Source organism: Algoriphagus sp. AK58, assembly GCF_014324365.1.
GTDB lineage: Bacteria > Bacteroidota > Bacteroidia > Cytophagales > Cyclobacteriaceae > Algoriphagus.
Map to the genome: position 1 here is coordinate 558,421 of NZ_QEIG01000008.1, position 20,635 is coordinate 579,055.

Annotated in this window: 10 protein-coding genes and 1 pseudogene; 9 read left to right on the top strand and 2 right to left on the bottom strand. The window is 43.4% G+C overall.

Annotation, left to right across the window (positions count from 1 at the left end):
• Positions 1-193: 193 nt before the first annotated feature.
• From DDT91_RS09235 to DDT91_RS09270, 9 genes and pseudogenes are all read left to right on the top strand, one after another.
• Positions 194-2,530 carry a PSD1 and planctomycete cytochrome C domain-containing protein gene (locus DDT91_RS09235; RefSeq protein WP_187175884.1) on the top strand — a complete coding sequence of 779 codons (2,337 nt, stop codon included), beginning with the start codon at positions 194-196 and terminating at the stop codon, positions 2,528-2,530.
• 1 nt (position 2,531) lies between these two features.
• A complete protein-coding gene (locus tag DDT91_RS09240; protein ID WP_187175885.1) occupies positions 2,532-3,986 on the top strand; it encodes a DUF1501 domain-containing protein in 1,455 nt (484 codons plus the stop codon).
• A 329-nt stretch (positions 3,987-4,315) separates the two neighbouring features.
• A pseudogene (locus DDT91_RS20805) lies at positions 4,316-4,798 on the top strand (c-type cytochrome domain-containing protein); the annotation flags it as partial.
• A 297-nt stretch (positions 4,799-5,095) separates the two neighbouring features.
• Positions 5,096-6,199, top strand: coding sequence for an FN3 associated domain-containing protein (locus tag DDT91_RS20605; RefSeq protein WP_255502062.1), 1,104 nt, complete (start codon positions 5,096-5,098; stop codon positions 6,197-6,199).
• Positions 6,200-6,555: 356 nt separating this feature from the next.
• Entirely contained in the window at positions 6,556-9,636 is a 3,081-nt protein-coding gene (locus DDT91_RS09250) for a TonB-dependent receptor (protein WP_187175887.1), read from the top strand.
• Positions 9,637-9,648: 12 nt separating this feature from the next.
• A complete protein-coding gene (locus tag DDT91_RS09255) occupies positions 9,649-11,154 on the top strand; it encodes a RagB/SusD family nutrient uptake outer membrane protein (RefSeq protein WP_187175888.1) in 1,506 nt (501 codons plus the stop codon).
• 293 nt (positions 11,155-11,447) lie between these two features.
• On the top strand, positions 11,448-13,772 hold the full coding sequence (locus DDT91_RS09260; protein ID WP_255502075.1) for a DUF1549 domain-containing protein: 2,325 nt from the start codon (positions 11,448-11,450) through the stop codon (positions 13,770-13,772).
• 52 nt (positions 13,773-13,824) lie between these two features.
• Positions 13,825-15,252, top strand: coding sequence for a DUF1501 domain-containing protein (locus DDT91_RS09265; RefSeq protein WP_187175889.1), 1,428 nt, complete (start codon positions 13,825-13,827; stop codon positions 15,250-15,252).
• 146 nt (positions 15,253-15,398) lie between these two features.
• A complete protein-coding gene (locus DDT91_RS09270; protein WP_187175890.1) occupies positions 15,399-15,983 on the top strand; it encodes a YceI family protein in 585 nt (194 codons plus the stop codon).
• Between the two features lie 179 nt (positions 15,984-16,162).
• Here the strand turns inward: DDT91_RS09270 and DDT91_RS09275 are convergent, their stop codons facing one another.
• Both DDT91_RS09275 and DDT91_RS09280 read right to left on the bottom strand, forming a co-directional pair.
• The gene (locus tag DDT91_RS09275; RefSeq protein WP_187175891.1) at positions 16,163-17,683 is read right to left on the bottom strand and encodes a Fic family protein; all 1,521 of its coding nucleotides are present in this window, start codon (positions 17,681-17,683) and stop codon (positions 16,163-16,165) included.
• Between the two features lie 250 nt (positions 17,684-17,933).
• Positions 17,934-20,609, bottom strand: coding sequence for a carboxypeptidase-like regulatory domain-containing protein (locus DDT91_RS09280; RefSeq protein ID WP_187175892.1), 2,676 nt, complete (start codon positions 20,607-20,609; stop codon positions 17,934-17,936).
• Positions 20,610-20,635 lie beyond the last annotated feature (26 nt).

The window sequence follows — 20,635 nt, forward strand, 5'->3', positions numbered from 1 at the left end:
TACACACAATTGCCAGAAGTGCCACTCAGAGGTCAAAATCGAAGGGAATTATAGTTTGGGCGAAAGGATCTTGTAGCAAATCAACTTAAACAACATTTAGTACAGTGCAGGACAGTTATCCTAATTATCATTTTTATTTTTAATAAAAATCAAAATTTTATAGTAGTTACACCCTTCTTGATATTTCGAAAAAATGGAGTTAAAATTTTTGAACAAGAGATATTTCCTTATTTATGGATTTGGGATTACTGTTTTACTATTCTTTTTGGGATCATGCGAAGAATCCAGCCGAGTCAACATTTTAGAAAAAAATCTACCAGATCAAGTAAGTTATAACTTTCATATTCGCCCTATTCTTTCGGATAAATGTTTTGCCTGTCATGGACCAGACGCTAACAAACGTGAGGCAGGATTGAGGCTAGACGTCGAAGAAGAGGCATTCAGGATGCTTAAAGAAACTCCTGGAGCATACGCATTGGTCAAGGGGCAACCTAACGAATCTGAAGTTTATCACCGAATAATCACTGATGATCCTAGTCGGCAAATGCCCCCTCCAGACTCTAAATTGACTCTAACCAACTATGAAATAGAGTTAATTAGAAAATGGATCCAACAAGGCGCAACTTATGAGCCTCATTGGGCATTTGTACCTCCCTCAAAGTCCGTGCTGCCAGAAGTAACCGAAAATTCCTGGCCAAAAAATGAAATTGATTTTTTTATTCTTTCAAAACTGGAAGAAGTCGGGCTAATCCACAACCCGGAGGCAGACAAAGAATCTTTGCTCAAAAGGCTTTGCCTGGATCTGACTGGATTGCCCCCTAGCATTGAACAAATGGATCAATTCTTAGAAGATTCCTCGCCGGATGCCTACGAGAGAATGGTGGACAGGCTGCTTTCAAACCCAGCTTTTGGTGAAAAAATGGCAGTACTCTGGATGGATATTTCTCGATTTGCAGATTCCCATGGTTTCCAGGACGACAGCTACAGGAGTCAATGGCCATGGAGAGATTGGGTGATCTATGCCTTTAATAAGAATATGCCTTATGACCAGTTTATCACGTGGCAACTGGCTGGTGATTTAATCCCAAACGCGACCAAAGAACAAATTTTGGCAACCGGATTTAACAGAAACCATAAAATTACCGAGGAAGGAGGTGTAGTTCAGGAAGAATACCGAGTGATGTACGTCACAGACCGAGCCAACACCGTGAGTAAATCTCTTTTGGGAATAACTATGGAGTGTGCCAGCTGTCATGACCATAAATACGATCCAATATCCCAAAAAGATTACTACTCATTTTATGCTTTTTTCAACAATGTAAAAGAAAAAGGACTTGAATCAACGGTAGGTGGTCCGGAGACCTATGCTAAAACTCCATTGATGTACATTTCAAATGATGACTCAGAAAAAATCCTGCAATTCATCAACAAGAAAGACACCTTGGATATCATAGTATCTGTCATGGGGGAATTGGATTCCATCCGACCCACTTTTGTCTTAGAAAGGGGAGCATATGATCAGCCTACTGAACCCGTGATTGCCTCCACACCAGAATCTATCCTGAGATTTGGACCTAATTTTGAAAAAAATCGCCTAGGACTAGCCAAGTGGATGTTTGACCCCAAAAACCCGCTGACTGCCAGAGTTTTTGTCAATCAGATTTGGCAGGAATTCTTCGGTAGAGGGATTGTGAGCACTCCGGGAGATTTTGGAATGCAGGGCGCTTTACCAACCCATCCTGAACTTTTGGATTGGCTAGCTGTGGACTTCAGAGAAAATAGATGGGATATCAAGCGATTAATCCGTCAGATCGTTTTATCCTCTACCTATCGTCAATCGGCAAAAATTTCTTCTACCCACAAAGAAAAAGATCCTGATAATTTTTTCTTAGCTCGTGCACCTAGGTTTCGAGTAAAAGCGGAGTTTGTACGAGATATCGTTTTAGCAAGTAGTGGGCTACTTCATCAAGAGATAGGAGGGCCAAGTGTAAAGCCCTATCAACCGCCCGGACTTTGGGAAGGAGCTACATCGGGAAGGGGAATATTGTCTGTATATAAACAGGACCACGGAACAGATCTCTATCGAAGAGGGCTTTACAGTTTTATTAAAAGGACTGTCCCCCCACCCTTCGTCACAATTTATGATGGAAGTAATCGGGATCAGTGTGAAGTCAGCAGACCGATAACCAATACTCCGCTTCAAGCTTTGGTTATGATGAACGATCCCACCGTGGGAGAAGCGAGTAGGGTTCTTGCAGGGAGATTACTGAAAGAATCGGCCGATCCAATCAAAAATATTGAGAAAGCATTCCGGTTGATCGTTTGTCGGTATCCCACCGAGAAAGAAATGGCAATATTAGAACGATACCATGCCCAACGCACTCAATCACTCACTGAGGAATCTAGTCAACAGCTCCTAAAGGTAGGTGAGTATCCTGCAGCTGAAGGATTGGATGTCAAATCTTGGGCTGCATTGATGCAGGTAATCTCAATCATCTTTAATATGGAAGAAACCATCTCCAAAACTTAATATGGAAAAAGAATTATTTGAATACAGGCTCAATTTGAATAGAAGGAGGTTTCTCTCCAAACTTGGGATGGGATTTGGGAGTGTAGCCTTAGGTTCTTTGCTTATGCCTGATCTGTTCAAGGGATTGCAAAGTGCGGAGGATTCTATGACAAATGGTATTCGACATTTTGCACCAAAAGCCAAGCGAATCATTTACCTATTTCAAAATGGGGCACCTTCTCAGATTGAACTTTTCGACTACAAACCTAAACTAAATACTCTATTTGGTCAGGAGCTCCCTGACTCCGTACGGGGAGGACAACGACTTACCGGAATGACGGCAAACCAGTCTTCGTTCCCGCTAGTTGGGTCTTTTTCGGATTTCAAGCAATATGGACAATCGGGTGCTTGGATTTCAGATTTGTTGCCTTACACTGCCAAAATAGCAGATGATCTATGCATAGTCAGATCCATGCATACTGAGGCAATCAATCATGATCCTGCCCTTACTTTTTTCCAGACCGGAGCCCAACAGGGTAATCGCCCAAGCATGGGAGCTTGGCTTAGTTATGGATTGGGTAGCGAAAACCAAAACCTGCCCGCCTTCACTGTCTTACTTTCAAGGGGTATAGGAAATGGACAAGGAGTTTATTCCAAGCTCTGGACCAATGGTTTTTTAGACTCTGTTCACCAAGGGGTTCAGCTTAGTAGCGGGGAGGACCCTGTTCTCTATCTTAAAGATCCCCAAGGACTAAGTCGACAGGATCGTCGAATAATGCTGGATCATCTAGGAGAGCTAAACCAATTATCCTACGAGAAATTTGGCGACCCAGAAATCAGCACCAAAATTCAGCAATACGAAATGGCCTATCGAATGCAGACTACGGTGCCGGAAATTTTGGATGTAAAAAAAGAGCCTGATTCTGTCATTAAACTTTATGGACCAGATTGCTTAGTCCCTGGTACCTATGCCGCCAACTGCCTCCTAGCGAGGAAACTTTCTGAAAGCGGAGTAAGATTTGTTCAACTATACCACCAGGGATGGGATCAGCACGGGGATCTACCCTATGAAATTTCTCATCAGGCCAAAGATACAGATCAGCCTTCTGCTGCTTTGGTCACTGATCTCAAGCAAAGAGGATTATTGGATGAGACTCTAGTCATCTGGGGAGGAGAATTTGGAAGAACCAATTATAGCCAAGGAAAACTTACCCCTGAAAATTACGGACGAGATCATCACCCTCGATGCTTCAGTATTTGGATGGCGGGAGGGGGAGTTAAACCGGGATTGGTATATGGGGAAACCGATGAGTTGGGGTACAATGTAGCTCAGGACCCCGTTCATATCCATGATTTTCAAGCAACTGTACTTCATCTTATGGGGCTTGATCATGAAAAACTTATTTATAAACATTTAGGCCGTAGGTTTCGACTTACGGACGTTTCTGGTCAAGTCATTCCAGGATTAATTGCCTGAAGCATTAGCCCAAAATTCAACCATTTTCAACTCAAATACTGATGACCAAAAGCAAACTACTTAGTGTTGCTGAGGGATTGTTAATCATTGGCAATTGCCTCTTGTTCTTTCTTTTATTTTTTGAAAAATTTCTGGTATTACCTACCCTATTTCAGGCAATGGGAAGATTGCACCCCTTGGTGCTGCATTTCCCGATCGTTTTGATATTACTATCGGTGATAGTGATCTCTTTTCCATTTAAAGATTCCGTCAAAAATCAGTCTGTTTTTCAGTTTCTCTACAGGTATATCCTTCTATTCTCAGCTCTTTCAGGTATTCTGGCTGCAATAATGGGGCTATTTTTAGCACAGGAAGAAGGTTATTCAGGAGACTTATTGAATTGGCACAAGTGGTCCACGGCAGGTACAGTATTGATTGTTTCTACCATCTATTGGCTACAGAATTCACCTTGGTTCAATATCGGAAAGGCTCGAATTTTCGCTGTCTTTTTGACTGTAAGCGTTATTATTGGCGGACATTTTGGTGCTTCATTAACTCATGGTGATGGTTTTATTTCTGAACCCTTCCAATCCAATCAAAAGCCAGTAGGCATAGCGGATGCATTACTTTTTGACCATGTAATCCTTCCTGTATTGGATCAAAAATGCAATTCTTGTCATAATTCATCAAAAGCAAAAGGAGGGCTGGATATGACTACAGCCGATGGTGTCCTCCGGGGTGGAAAAACAGGTCCAATTTGGACTAATGGTCAATTAGATAACAGCCTGCTTTTTCAACGGATTCACCTTCTTGAGTCGGACAAAAAACATATGCCTCCAAAAGGAAAGCCACAATTGACAGCACTCGAAATCCGACTATTAGAAAATTGGATAAGATCTAATCACCCAATGGAAAGCCGAATTGCATCGCTTCCAAAGACTGATTCTATCAGATCAATTGCCGAACTCTTTTTAGCTAAAGAACCTGAGGAAAGTTATGATTTTGAACAGGCTGACCCCAAGGTAGTTCAAGGCCTCAATAATGCCTATCGTTCTGTTGTCGTTTTCGCAGAAAATTCCCCTGCCTTGGATGTGGCCTTATTTAGTCCGTCAAACTTTTCTCCAAAATCTTTGGAAGAACTGGAAAAAGTATCAGGTCAAATAGTCAGTCTAAGCCTAAACAAAATGCCAGTTCAGGATCAGGATCTAAAACTCATGGAGAATTTTGAAAATCTAAATCGATTAAATCTGAATTTCTCACAAATAACCAGGAAAGGATTAGAAGAACTGAAAAAATTCCAACAATTGAAATATCTATCCTTGGCCGGAACTGGTATTGACAAGAACTCAATTGAGGGGTTAGCCAATTCATTACCTCAACTCAGATCCATAGTTATTTGGGCCACCCCCTTAAACAAAGAGGATGTGAAAGACCTTCAGACTAGGTTCCCTTACATCTCATGGGTGCATGAAAACTCCTCAATTGAGGAAGAAATGTTACAATTAAATTTGCCACAACTGGCCAATTCTACTTCCATCTTCGAGGATTCAGTTGTAATTGAGCTTTCTCATCCTATTAGGGAAGTAGACATACGATACACACTAGATGGGCAAGAACCTACAATTGAAAATTCCTTCAAATTTGAAAAAGACCAACTAATTCTGAAGAAAGGTGCTTCTATCAAAGCCAAGGCGTATAAATCAGGATGGCTTCCAAGTGAGGTTGCTACTTTCGATCTTTTCCAAAATAGATACAAACCCGACACTGTAATTTTACTCAAACCTATGAGTAGAGTACACCCAGCTGCAGGAGCACTCACATTTTTCGATCAGGAATTAGGAAAATTCAATGCCAACAGCCCCGCATGGGCCACAAACTGGGGAGGCTTTAGAGACAATCCTTTGGAACTCTTATTGGAATATAAATCCAAAGTACAAGTCAGTTCTGTAGGGATGCGGATTCTAGTCGAATCCAGTAATGTAATTTTCCCACCTGAAGAAGTTGAAATTTGGGCAGGAGACACTCCCAATTCCCTTCGTTTGATTAAAAGAATTAAACCAAATCAACCTAAGGAACTTAGCAAACCAGTAATCAGTAAAATTGAATGCGAATTTCCAGCTGTGCAGTGCCAGTATTTAAAAATAATCGCCAAACCTCTTTCAAAAATTGGAGACTGGAGTCCAATAAAAGGAAGGAAAGGTCTCCTGCTTGTTGACGAATTATTTATCAATTAAGAATAAAGAATTCGTGTATTCGAAATCTAATACACCCTAATCAATTATGAGAAGATCACAAGTAAATCTCACTCAGCCAGAAAATAATTTATGCATTCCCCATTCCAAGTTTTGAATTAAAATACTTTCGGCTAATGTAAAAACTTAGAACTTAAGAATACTTCGTAATTGAAAAACATTTAGGTATTTTTAATTAAATACAAAAACAAATTCATCATCAATATCTAGTAACATAACAAATAATAGAAAATATTTTTTTAAAACTTAATAAATTAAAAATCAGGTAAGTACAGGATAGATTTCAAAAACTTAAGTTCTAGCTTCCATTCAATGAAAGCACTATCAAAACTTAAGCTATGCAAGTAAACTTTCCGCCTTTAGGTAAAAGACCTAAAATCTATCTGCTCTTTGCAATATTCTTTTTAGTCGGCCTCTCTACATATGGCCAAGGTAACGGATCAATATCCGGTAAAATAAGATCTGCTGATGATCAACAGCCTCTTCCAGGCGCAACTGTGATGATCAAAGGCACAACACGAGGGACCGTCTCTGATGTCGATGGACAATTCTCCATCCAAGCGTCAAATGGGGAGATCCTTGTGGTAAGCTTTATTGGATACAGGGAAATAGAAGTTCCAGTTCAATCTGGTTTAACAACCTATGAAATAGACCTTCCCTTATCAACAGAAGATCTTAGTGAGGTTATCGTGGTAGGTTACGGATCCCAGCGAAAAGCAGACATCACTTCTGCCGTTTCTGTAATTAATATGGACGCCATAGGGAATGTTCCAACCACAAACGTCACAAGACTACTTCAGGGACAGGCTGCAGGGGTACAGGTCCGCCAACAATCTGGACGTCCGGGTGAAGAAATGCAAATTACCATCCGAGGCTTGGGTTCATTGGGAGCAGGAAGTCAACCTCTATTCGTTGTGGATGGATTCCCTATTGGCACCTCCTTGGGCCAAAATATCAACCCTGCCGATATTGAAAGCATTACTGTTTTGAAAGATGCCGCTTCTACAGCCATTTATGGTGCTAGGGGATCAAACGGTGTTGTATTGATTACCACCAAAAACGCACAGGAGGGAAAAGTTGGATTTGAGTTTTTTGCCAATTCAGGATTTACCAATGTCCCGGACAGCAGAAGAACAAAAATGATGAATGGAGTTGAGTTTGCCACCTTTAAAAGGGACAGCTTCATGGATAAGATCAGGTATTTTGAAAAAAGAGAACCATCCCTGGACGAAGTCCCCGCAGAATTCAGATTTCCAGAGCAAACCCAATATAATACTGACTGGTTCGATGAGATCATGAACCAAAACGCAAGATTCCAAAACTACAATGCGACGTTGACTGCAGGAAAAGGAGACATTCGCTCCTTAGTTTCAGCGGGGTATGTCAAGCAAGAAGGCGCGGTGATTAAAACTGATTTCGAAAGATTCAATCTTCGCGCTAACGTGGATGGTAAAGTCAATGATTTTATCACCATGGGTTTAAATCTTACCGCCTCCCATGCTAGGGAAAACTTTGCTCCTACCGATGGCCGAGACGCACTTATCGGGAGAGCACTTTGGGCTGATCCAAGATACCCAGTTTACCGGGAAGACGGCAGTTTCAATCCATACATTGGTGGAACAGGAGGCATATTCGGTACTGCCAATGTAGTGCAGGAATTGTATGAGATGACCCGAAAACTGAAAACCAACAACGCAATGGCGAATGGATTCATTGAATTTAGTTTCTTAAAAAACTTCAAATTCCGATCCGCTGTCAATGCCTCTATAGTAGGAACGGACCGGCAAGAATTCAGACCATCCACCCTTGCGGGCACAGGATTCAACCAACCCCCTCCGAGAGAAGCATTATTGGTTCAAAGAACTCAGGAGACCTTAAATATTGGAGCAGATCAATTGCTTTCTTACAGTAAAGTGATCAATAAGCACCGAATCGATGGACTTTTGGGATTCTCAGCCCAGGAAGAAACCACTAGGTTTCTTCAAGGAAATGGAGATGGTTTTGCAAGTAATCAAACCCGCTTCCTTAGTGCCGCAACCCGAACCACGTCTACTTCTGGGGAATTTGGTTGGAGTCTACTTGCCTATTTGGCCAGAGCAAACTACTCTTACGATGATAAGTATTTGTTTTCTGCCTCCTTCAGAAGAGAAGGAAGCTCAAGATTTGGGGCAAATAACCAATATGGAAATTTCCCCGCTTTCTCTGCAGGATGGAGAGTTTCAGAAGAGGCCTTTTTCCCAAAGACAAAATGGATTACCGATTTGAAAATTAGAGGTAGCTGGGGAATTACAGGAAATAATGCGATTGGTAACTATTCAAGTCTAAGTTTAATGAGAGCTTCCAACTATGTCTTAGGAGGAACTATCATAAATGGAGTTATTCTATCCAATTTTGCTAATAATGATTTAGGATGGGAACAATCTCAGCAAACGGATATAGGGCTAGACTTTGGCATGTTCGACAACAAATTGATCCTTACTGCTGAATATTATAATCGTATCACAAACGACATGTTACTCTCTGTAGAGTTACCCGCGGCATCTGGATTTACCTCAACACTGGACAATGTCGGAAAAGTAAAAAACACGGGTATAGAACTTAGTTTAGACTACAGAACTCGGATAAGCAAAGCAAATTTGAGAACAAACCTGAACTTGACCTTTAATAGAAATGAGGTTCTAGAATTAAGAGGTGACTCGGATGCTATTTGGAGTGGAAGTTTCTACGGAACATACAATGTTTCTAAAGTTGGCAGACCTATGTCCATGCTATATGGATTCAAGAAAATGGGGATGTTCCAAACTGATGAAGAAGTTCGCAATTGGCCAACTCAAGACGGAGCAATTCCAGGGGTATACAAATTCTTTGATGCTAATGGAGACGGAGTAATTTCCTATGACACGAAAGACATGGTTGAAATTGGAAACCCTCACCCTGCTATGATCTTAGGTTGGACTATTGGAGGCGATATCGGTGCTTTTGATTTCAACATCTTATTCAATGGAGCATTTAATTATGACCTAATGCGAAACATCGAGGCTACTACATTGAATATGGATGGTGTGTTTAACATCCTTCAAGCAGCCTCAACCGATCGTTTTAGATCAGCAGAAATGCCTGGGGATGGAGTAATTCCAACGTCAAATACCTGGAAATGGGAAAGAGAAGCAAGTTCAAGATATATTTATGATGCATCCCACGTTTGGTTAAGAAATATAACTTTTGGCTACTCTATACCTGAAAGAATAATCAAGTTCCCATCAAGAATATTCTTTAGTGGAGAAAATTTATTCCTCTTCACAGACTATCCGGGCACCAATCCTGATGTAAACACAAGGGGTGGTGTAAATATCGGTTCTGACGATGAGGCCTATCCTGTGCCAAGAACATTCACTTTTGGAGCAACTATTAAATTTTAATCCATAACGAAAATGAAAAAAATATTCATATATATAAATGCATTGATCATTTCCTTAGGACTAGGCGCCTGTGGAGAAGATTTCCTTGATAAAACCGATCCTACTGTAATTGTATCCAGCACATTTTATAAAACCGACCAAGATGTAAACCAGGCGGTGACAGGAATATATGGAATGCTGAGAACATACTTCAACAATCATTGGCAATTTACGGAGTTTATAAGCGACAATACTACGCTGCATTTCAATGTAGGGAACAGAGGACAAGGTCCAGCTCTTGAAGCAATAGAATATTGGCAGTACAACCCTGGAACCCCCAATTTTGCAACTTTATACAATTCGACTTATAACATTTTGGTAAATGTTAATACAACTCTTGAAAACCTTAAAATATCAACTGCAAGCCAAGCAATTAAAGATCGAGCAGAGGGTGAGCTAAAGGTTATCAGAGCTTATTTGTATTTCGACTTAGTTAGGTTTTTTGGAGATGTAATAATTGTTACGGCCCCCATTAAAACTCCAAGTGAAGCCTTTAAATTGTCAAGAAGTCCTCAAGAAGAAGTTTATAAATTAATAATCTCAGATTTAACTGAAGCTATAAACTTACTTCCTACTTCCTATCCTGCCAATCAAGTAGGTAGAATTACAAAAGGAGCTGCATTAAGTATGATGGGCAGAGTAAGACTAACAAGAAAAGAGTATGCTGAGGCTGTGACGGTACTGAGACAGGTTTTAACTCTTGGATATACGATACTCCCTAATTATGCAGATGTTTTCAAACCTGAAAACAAAAATCACAAAGAATCTATTTGGGATCTCCAATATCAGGGTGAAAACACATTTGGTGTTCACAGTTCATTTATCTACACCTTTGCCCCCCTTGCTTCTCAAGGAGCAGTAATCAAATTTCCAGGACAAGACGGTGCGGGATGGAATATACCATCTAATGAAATTATTTCTATTTACGAAGCAGGGGATGCGAGAAAAGATGTTTCTCTAAAGGAGGGGTATACTGCAAACAATGGAAGCTGGGTACCTGTGCCTTTCATCAACAAATACAATCACCCTCACTCCATCCGTGGTGTCACCAATGACAACTGGCCTATCATCCGATATGCTGATGTTCTTCTGATGCTTGCAGAAGCAATCAACGAACAAAGTGGACCCAACACCGAATCCTATGAATACCTGAACTCAATTCGAATCCGAGCAAGGCTGTCACCACTAAGTGGGCTGAATCAAGCTCAATTCAGAGAAGCAGTTTTAAAAGAAAGAAGAATTGAGCTTGCGTTTGAAAACCATAGATGGTTTGACCTCAAAAGAACCCTAAATCCATCTCAAATTAAAAGCCTTTTGATTAAGCATGGAGATGGAGAAAAAGCAAAACCTACAACCAGTAGGGGCGGGATACCTTTCTCACCAGAAGATTACACCTTTGAGGAACACCAAGTTCTATTCCCAATTCCATTTGACCAAATACGAATTAACCCTGCAATAACCCAAAACCCAGGTTATTAATTACTTATAATTTCAAGTTAAACAAGACTATCCGTCTGTCCCTCCCATAATTATATAAAATGGGTTTAAGCAATAATGAGGAGGTACAGCGGATAATCTTATCTTACCATAAAATGATTGAGGAAATCAAGATGAATCTAGACCCAATCCAATCAGGCAAAAAATATCATTTTCTAAAGTGGTCGGCAACTTTCTTAGGAGTACTAACACCTCTTTTTTCCTCTTTTGCACAAGGCCAAGAACTGGAACAATCCACGTTCTGGCTTTGGCATTTTTTCGGCAGGCTTCACCCGATGCTAGTCCATTTCCCCATTTCCCTGATTTTGGTGGCTGCCGTGATGGAGCTATTTACCTTGAAAAATTTCCGTCATTCCTTTCGTGCAGGAATCCGATTTATGGTCATACTGGGGGCTATTTCAGCAACCCTCTCTGCCTTAATGGGATGGTTTCTAGCCGAGAATGAGGGCATCACAGGAAGTACCCTAGACCTGCATCGGATGGTTGGGATCATCTCTGCGGTTCTTAGTCTTTTGCTTTTGATCCTTCTTCGAAAAAGCGAGTTGAACCCCTCTTCCTATTCGATTAAATCTTATCGATTTCTACTTTTTCTCACCGGTATCGGAATTGGCATTGCCGGTCATTTTGGAGCGGCCTTGACGCATGGAGAGGATTACCTCACTGAAGTCTTACCAATCAACTCCGATCAAGAAGCACCACCATCTCTGACCGTGGACTTAGCCTCCTTTGCCTCCGAGCTTTCTCCGGAAAAAGAAATCCAACTCGTGACCAATGTCCGGTCTGTCTTGGCCCACAACTGCTACAAATGCCACTCAGGGGCCAAAATCGAAGGAGATCTACGTTTGGATGAAAAGGAATTTGTTTTTGCGGGTGGTGAAAACGGTCCAGTGATCGTCCCCGGGGATCCTGGGCAAAGTGAATTGATCCGGCGAATATCACTTGCAAAAAACCACAAGGACGTCATGCCGTCCAAAGGCAAACTCCTCAGCAAAGAGGAAATTCAACTGCTTACGCTTTGGATCGAAAAAGGGGCTCCTTGGCCGGATGGAGTCGCTCAACAGTCGGTGTATCGAGTAGCGGCTTTGGCACCTCGAAAACCCGAACTCCCAAAGGCCAAACCAGGACTGGAGAATCCCATTGATCTTTGGGTAGATCAATATTTCCAACAACATCAACTCACATGGAGCAAACCTGTCGATGACCGAACGTTTCTTCGCAGGGTATACCTCGATATTATCGGACTTTTGCCGTCTCCAGAGGAATTGGCAGCTTTTCAGGAAGACTCAAATCCCCAAAAGAGGGAAATCTGGATTCAAAAACTGCTTGATCGAAAAGATGATTATGCACAGCATTGGTTGACTTTTTGGAATGATGCACTGAGAAATGACTACACCGGCACAGGGTATATTACCAAAGGACGATTTGCTATTACGGATTGGCTTTACACCTCGATTCGGGACAATAAGCCCTATGATCAATTCGCCAAGGAACTGCTCAACCCCAATGAAAAATCAAAAGGATTTATCGAAGGCATCCGCTGGAGAGGGACCGTCAATGCCTCTCAACGCACCGAGATGCAAGCCGCCCAAAATGTGGGGCAGGTTTTACTGGGCTTGAATCTAAAATGCGCCTCCTGTCACGACAGCTTCATCAGTGACTGGAAACTGGAGCAAGCCTATGCCTTTGCCAATATCTTTGCTGACTCCACCTTGGAAGTAAGCCGCTGCGAGCAACCAACTGGCAAAATGGCTCAAACAAAAATCCTCTGGGAGGAACTCGGAGAGATCGATTCCTTGGCTACCAAAGCTGAAAAACTCCGCCAACTTGCCGACCAACTCGTCCAACCTGCCAACGGAAGGATGTACCGCACGGTAGTCAACAGAATCTGGAAACAGCTCATGGGACGAGGCATGGTAGAACCCGTAGACGAAATGGACAATGAACCTTGGAGTCAGGATTTGCTGGATTGGCTTGCCGTGGATTTTATGGAAAATGGCTATGACCTTAAGCGCCTGATCTATCAGATTACTACTTCAAAAATCTACCAAAGTCCGTCCGTGACAGTCCCTTCCGCCGAAAAACTCCTGGCTGAGGATTTCAAATTCCAAGGAGTCATCCGTCGGCGCATCACGGCAGAGCAATTTGCAGATGCGGTGGCGGAAATTTCAGCACCGCTCTTTGACTCGGTTGAAGTCAAATTCCGCCCCTATCAGCTGATACCTGAAGCGAAAACCAATCTGAGTTTTGCAAGAGCTTCTTTGGTGGCCAACAATGAGTTTCTGAAGGCACTCGGACGTCCCAACCGGGAAATTGTCTCTACAAACCGGGATTCCCAGGCAAGCTTGCTCCAAGCCCTGGAACTCAGCAATGGAGAAAAACTCAACAAGGCTTTGGTTAAAGGAGGAGAAAAATGGGCATCCACATTCTCAGATCCCATAGTCTTAACCGAGAATTTATACGCCAAAGCCTTACTTCGAAAACCCAGTCCCAAGGAACTGGAAGTTGCCCAAAAAGCCCTTGGACCCAAGCCTCATCCGGCAGCCGTCCAAGATTTACTTTGGGCAGTCTTCCTCTTACCCGAATTCCAATTGATCTATTGACAAAACCCTGCCGTCGTGAGTGTCTCCACTCACGACAAACCATGTTTCAATCATGAAAACCTTACAAACCCGACGCGACTTTCTCAAGAAAACCAGTGCTGCAGCCATTGCCACTATGGGCATGGGCGCGCCATTGGCCGGTTTGCTTTCCTCCTGCGAAAGCAAAATCCCCACCACCACCGACTCGGTGATTTTACTTTTTATGGCGGGAGGAATGGCCCATACGGAGACCTTTGACCCCAAAAAATACACTCCCTTCCGTAAAGGAATGGAAGCAAAGGAAGTGTTGAGTACCTTCCCATCAATCCCTACCAAATTGGATGGAATTTTCTTTTCCGAGGGACTGGAAAACATCGCCTCGGTGATGGACAAAGGCACCTTGATCCGATCCTATCAAGCGGCTGATCTGGGACACATTCTGCATACCCGCCACCAATACCATTTTCACACCTGCTACGAACCCCCTCAATCGGTGGTCGTACCTCATCTGGGCAGTTGGATAGCTAAGGAAAAAGGACCGCTCAATCCGGTCATCCCCCCTTTCATCAATATCGGGCAACGTTTTACAGTCGGTGAAGGGGAAGAACTGAAAGCCTTCCATTCTGCCGGATTTCTTGGCTCAGAGTATGGGCCGTTCTTAATTCCCGACCCTTCTGCCGGATTGGAAGCGGTGAGACCTCCTGTAGGAATGGATTACAAAAGATTTGAAGGAAGGAATCAATTGTACAACGACCTGATTGCGGCAAGTCCTATGGGGGAATTCGGCTCAGATTACCAGAAGGAATCCCTGAAGCGATCCATGGAACAGGCCTACATGCTGCTCAATTCTCCCGAGGCCAAAGCGTTTGACCTGAGTCAGGAACCCAAAGAAAGCTATGACAAGTACAACACAGGGCGTTTTGGACTGGGCTGTCTCCTGGCAAAAAGACTGGTAGATCAAGGTGCCCGATACATCACGGTAACTACCGAGTACGAACCCTTTTTCGGCTGGGATACCCATGACAATGGCCACACTCGCCTCAAAGACATGAAAAAATTGGTTGATGCTCCGATCGCTCAGTTGATCAAAGACTTGGATCAAAGCGGAAAATTAGATAGAACGGTAGTAATCGTAGCAAGCGAGTTTAGCCGGGATATGCTGACCGAAGGACGTCCCGACCTCAAAGTCCTAGACCAAGTAGAAGTACCGGATATCATCGAAGACATGAAAAACTACGGCATGCACAGGCATTTCACGGATGGTTGTTCGGTCCTGATGTTTGGAGGGGGAATCAAGCGTGGCCATGTCTTCGGCAAAACTGCAGACGAGCGCCCCTGCAAAACCATCGAAAATCCCATCAAAATCGACAGCATCCACCAGACCATTTATCATGCCTTGGGTATTCCGCCAGACAAAAATTATGAAATAGAAAAGCGACCTTTCTACACCACTCCGGATGGTCACGGTAAGGTGGAGTTTGGACTTTTGGCAAACGCCTAGTCTAAAACCACCACACAACCCCGCAATTTGCCATTAATCAGATTCAGCCAACCTTGATCGATGGTACCGTTAAACATTTTGGTTTAAAGAAAGTCTAAAAATTCAAATGCTTTAAACCAGTTTTTAACAAACCAAATCACAAACTTATGAAACTGATTACCACTTTGATTTTAAGTTTAGCTACCGCATGGACGCTAACTGAAAATCCAGCGCCTGCTACTGTCAACAAAGCCGAAAGCCAAGTTCGCTGGGAGGCATCCAAAGTCACTGGTACCCATTGGGGCTACGTTCCCATCAAAAATGCCAATCTGGATGTAAACGGCGGGAAAATAACCGGAGGTTCTTTTGAAATGGATATGGTCAACCTGACCGTAGAAGACCTAACAGACCCAAAATCCAAAGGCAACCTAACCAATCACCTGAAATCGGATGACTTTTTCTCAGTAGAAAAATTCAACTCCTCCACCTTTAAAATCACCAGTGCCAAAACAACCAATGGTACCGATTACACCATCGCCGGGACCTTGACGATCAAAGGCATCAGCCAGCCGATCACTTTCCCTGCGAAAGCGTCTGTAGCTGGAGGCAAAATGACTGCGACAGGTCAGATCACGTTTGACCGTACCAAATTTGATATCAAATACCGATCTGGAAGCTACTTCGAAGATTTGGCTGACAAAATGATCTACGACGAAGTGAAGCTCGACGTGAAGCTTGTCGCGTCTGTTTGATAAGATTGAAAAATCGGAATAGTTAAAAAATTGAAAAATTAGGCCTGGACACAAATCCAGGCCTCTTTCTTTGTATCATGAATATTAGCTGAATCAATTGGTTAGACCTGTCAGGTTTTGAAAACCTGACAGGTGTTTCCCTAAATTGAACCAAAACGTTTTCTCCGAAAATCGGAAATCTACTTTTCCAACAAACTCGCCAAAAACTCCGCAAACGGACGAATATTTTGATCTGCACTGGCAGACTCCAAAGCGCTCATATATTCTTCCCTGCGCGCCACCGGCACAATAGTCCACGGATAGCCTCCCGAAGCCATCAGCAGATTCATCAAGAATCGGGCAATCCGACCATTTCCATCCACATAGGGATGAATGTAGACAAAGGCAAAATGACCCAATACGGCTCTGACTGCCGCGCTTTTTTCTGATGAAAGCAAGTCAAAATACGCTGGCATCAGGTCCCTCACCTGCTCGTGAGAAGGGGGCACATGCTTGGATCGGCGGATAAATACCGACTGATTTCGATAGCCCGCAAGGTCCGAAGCTCGGATAATCCCTGCCTCCACACTCGGCGCAAACAGGTCCCGATACCAAGTTCGATGGGCCTTTTCGGCTACCTGACCCGATTCTGCTCCGGAGAGCACTTCTTCCAAGTCCCTTTTGACCGATTGGAATGCCTGCCAATAGCCTCTTGCTGCCATCGCATCCCGATGCTGTCGGTCTGCCTCGTGCAGCTCTGGCTGCCAACTTCCTGCTTTGATCCGCTCAATCAGATCTTCAGAAACCCGATAGCCCTCGATCGATAGGGAATTGTATGCATCATTGACAAAGAGCTCACTGACCCGCTGCAGATAGGCCGATGAATCCTGGGGAAGGCCTGGTTCGGATGGAAAAACCTCCAAAACCGTCTCTCGCATGCTCATCCACATCAGTTGAAGCCGATTGACAAGTGGCAAAACCTGTCTCGAAGGAATCAGTAGGGCACTCGGACTGGCAAATGGATCCTGCTCACTGACCGCATAACCCACACTTCGCATCCCTGCCAAAATATCATCCGCAATCGCATCCCGTCCGATATTCCGAAATGCTCCCGCCAATCGGCCCGCCACCACGCTATGTCCCCCATCCAGCAGCCTTCGGAGCAAATCCGTCCCATCCCGAAAAGTACCCAAGACGGCTCTGGCATCCACCGGATTATTTCGAAAAAAAGGCTCTGGACAGTAAATCAGCGCAGATTCCAAGGAAAACAAGCGAAGACCATGAGGATCTATCACAAGTCCTTCCTTCTCAGCTATTCGCGCACGCGTCTCAAAGATGGAGGTATCATGAGGCAGGGAAGTCGTCTGATTTCTGGCACCTGGTGCACGCACCAAAAGCTGTCTTGGCACGGTCAGATTACCTGCATGGATGAGGACTGACTGCTCTGGGGAAAGGCTCCACTCCTGCCCGAATCGCTCATTGAGGTAGGCCGCACAGAAATACCAGAAGGAGGTATACCAAGAAGTGCTCTCTCCTGCCGGCTCATCCGGTCGGGTCGGAATATACCATCCCCGCATCACCTCTTTCAAAAAACCCGACCTGACCAAGCGCTCCCGATGGGTACGGCTCAGGTCAGATGATTTGACGGCGATATTTTCCCCTTCCTGAAGATCCTTGAGAATCGTCAGGGAGCTGGCAAGTCTTTCGGAGATCGTAGCCATTACCTTTTAAATTTATTCAAAGGTAATTTAGCTTTTACGGTTTTACAACTTTTAGCTTATAAGATTTATTTATTTTTAGCTTTTAATGTATTTCTATATTTAGCTTTTATTGTTGTATGAAGAAGACTTGGGAAAATTAATCTTAAAATTTATCCTTCAGCTAAGAAAGAGAACCTCCTTGAACCACAAGCAAACCCGAAAAACCCATTCAAAGACTCTTCCATCTTCGGTCTCCCGTCTTCTAGCTTAATCACAAATCAAACTTCACGGTCAGCAAGCCATATCTGGGTTGAACCAAAAAGGAATAGGTACTGATCAAGCTTTCATTAAAGCTATCTCTTCTGATTGACCGGGTATCCAGAATATTCCAGACTGAAACTTTGAATTCCCAGGGACTTTTCTTCCCCTGGTAACTCAAAAAAGCATTTAAGAAATCAAAATTGCTTTCTGTTCGAGTTTGCTGGTTGAGATACGTATTATAAGTATAATCCGCTTTCAACTTCAATCCTTTGACAATGTCCAGGTCTATGTCCAGTTTGGGACTGTGCGTAGTAAAGGTATTTTGGATCTCGCCTGAGTTATACTGATTGGAAGTGAACGCATAGCTGAGTTTGACCTCCAGTATTTTGAAAAAGGTGGTAATCAGACGGGTGTCATAGGTCTGCGAAAACTGCTGATTTTGTGCAGGCAGTTCATTCAGCACGAGATTAGTAGAAAAAGCATTCCATTGTCCGCCCACTTCGAATTTCAGCTTATTGAGCGACTTATCCAGCCTCAGATCTCCATTCAATGTCTCATTGACTGGAGCTACATTGAGCACCGAAAACAAGCGATTAATCCCCGAAAAATCAGTGGTGGTAACCAGTTCATCCCGCTTTCTTTGGTAATTCAGATTGCCAAAAAGGGTCAGTCCTGAAAACATGTCAAAATGGTTATAACTCAATGCGTGGGTTGAAAACAGTCCATTATCCAACACCCGATTGCCCTGGAAAATCGCATTATAATCCTGCAAAACCAAGCCTTGCGCGAGTTTCTGAACGTCCATAAAGTTCGCTTCCGTCTGGAAACGGTAAGTAAGGGATCGGTTGGACTTGATAGACCATTTGGCATACATACCCGGCAATGCCAGCACCTTATCATAGGAAAGACTTGAATTGATCTGCTCATCGCTCCAGGTAAAGCGGTGCAAATTCACATTGGGACTCAAAATCCATTTTTTCCACTTGGTCTTCCAGGTCATTCCCAAAAACAAGTCCTGAAATCCGAAACGATTGTCATTATCAAAGTCCTCAAAAGACTCTTCGGCGTCCTCTTGACTCAAGTCACCCCAGAGGCTTTGACTCAAATGCTGATAGCCTAGTGACCAATTCAAATGGTTGGTAGGGTTGAGGATATGGTAGTAATTGACTACTCCTTCCCAAGTTTGGGTCAAAATCTCCTGAGCCTGTAAAAACCGAAAACTCTCCGCATCTGAAATCGGGTACAAACCCAAAAGAGGTTTGAGATTGGTTGTCAAGTCATACAGCGGATCCGAAAATTTCCTTTCCCAATTGGCTTCTATCGAATACACCCGCTTTTCACTGGGTGCATGGTACCATTCTGCTTTTTGCTGAAGAGAATACGGCCTTCGGGTATTGATGGCGGCAAGATTTTGAGAATTTTCTCCAAAACGGGAATTCAGAAGGTTGCTATTTTCTATCTCTGAAAATTTCCCAAAGAAGCTGTATTTGACAAAAGTCTCCTCTTTTGGGGTAAAAGTCAGCGCATATTTAGCCAATCCTGACTTGTTTTCGACCTCACTGGCCGAGTTTAGCAATTCCTGATTGTTCTCAGCTGTATTGAGATAGGTTCTTAAAGAAGTACTCCCGAGCTTATTATCAGATTGTGATGCAATCAAAAACCCGGTGTGTCTCCATTTTTTGCTGGGTGTGTAGTTGATATTCAAAGCACCTACGGAGGTTTCCAAAGAGTACGCATTCGTTCGGCTGGCCAAGGGTATCCCCAAATCATCTGCATTGAGCTGTACTCTTGAACCGGCTCTTGAAGCTAAGCCCCCCATGCCTCCGCTAAAGCGGAAGTAGTCCTGAAGAGTAAAAGTTTGCTCGCCTACATTATTGGTGCCTGCGATTAGGTTGAGATTCAATTTGGGTGCATAGTAAAACGTATTGGCATGCCCAAGGAACCTTTCTTGTGGTCCTCCTCCTGCAGTCAGGTCTCCAAACACCATATTCTTCTTTCCGTCTTTGAGCTGGATATTCAGAGCCAAGGTCTCATCGTTGTCCAACCCTCTCACAGGAGCAATTTCATTGAAATTTTTCAACACCTGAACCCGATCCACTGCATTGGCAGGAAGGTTTTTGGTAGCCAGCTTGGTATCACCGTCAAAAAATGTCTTCCCGTCCACCAGTACTTTGTCTACCTTTTTCCCTTGGACTTTCACCTCTCCGTTTTCATCCACTTGGAATCCGGGAAGCTTTTCCAGCACATCACTCAGCTTTCGTTCCGTACCGGTAGTAAAGGCATCCGTTTTATAGGTGAGCGTATCCCCTTTCATGGTCACGGGCATTTCCGAGACTACTTCCACCAGCCCCAGCTCGGTATCACTTTGCTGCAATCGAACCAAAATGGGAGTTTCTGAATCCCATTCCTTGATTGGCATTTCAAATTGACGGTACCCGACAAAGGAAACCCGAAGCAAATATTCCGCTCCAGGCGCAAGAGTCACCTTAAACCGGCCTTCATCATTGGATATCCCAAAGCCCCCGATTTTCTGAGTGCTTTGGTTGATCGCGACCACATTGGCATACGGAATCGGCCGATTAAGCGAATCCAAGACCTGCCCAATCATCGGTTTGTTTTGCCCAAAAGCGGAAAAAGAAAATCCAATAAGAAAGGCAAGCAGGAGCAGTCTTTTAGAAAAAGGCATGTTGGTTTAGTCTTCTTTTGATGGTT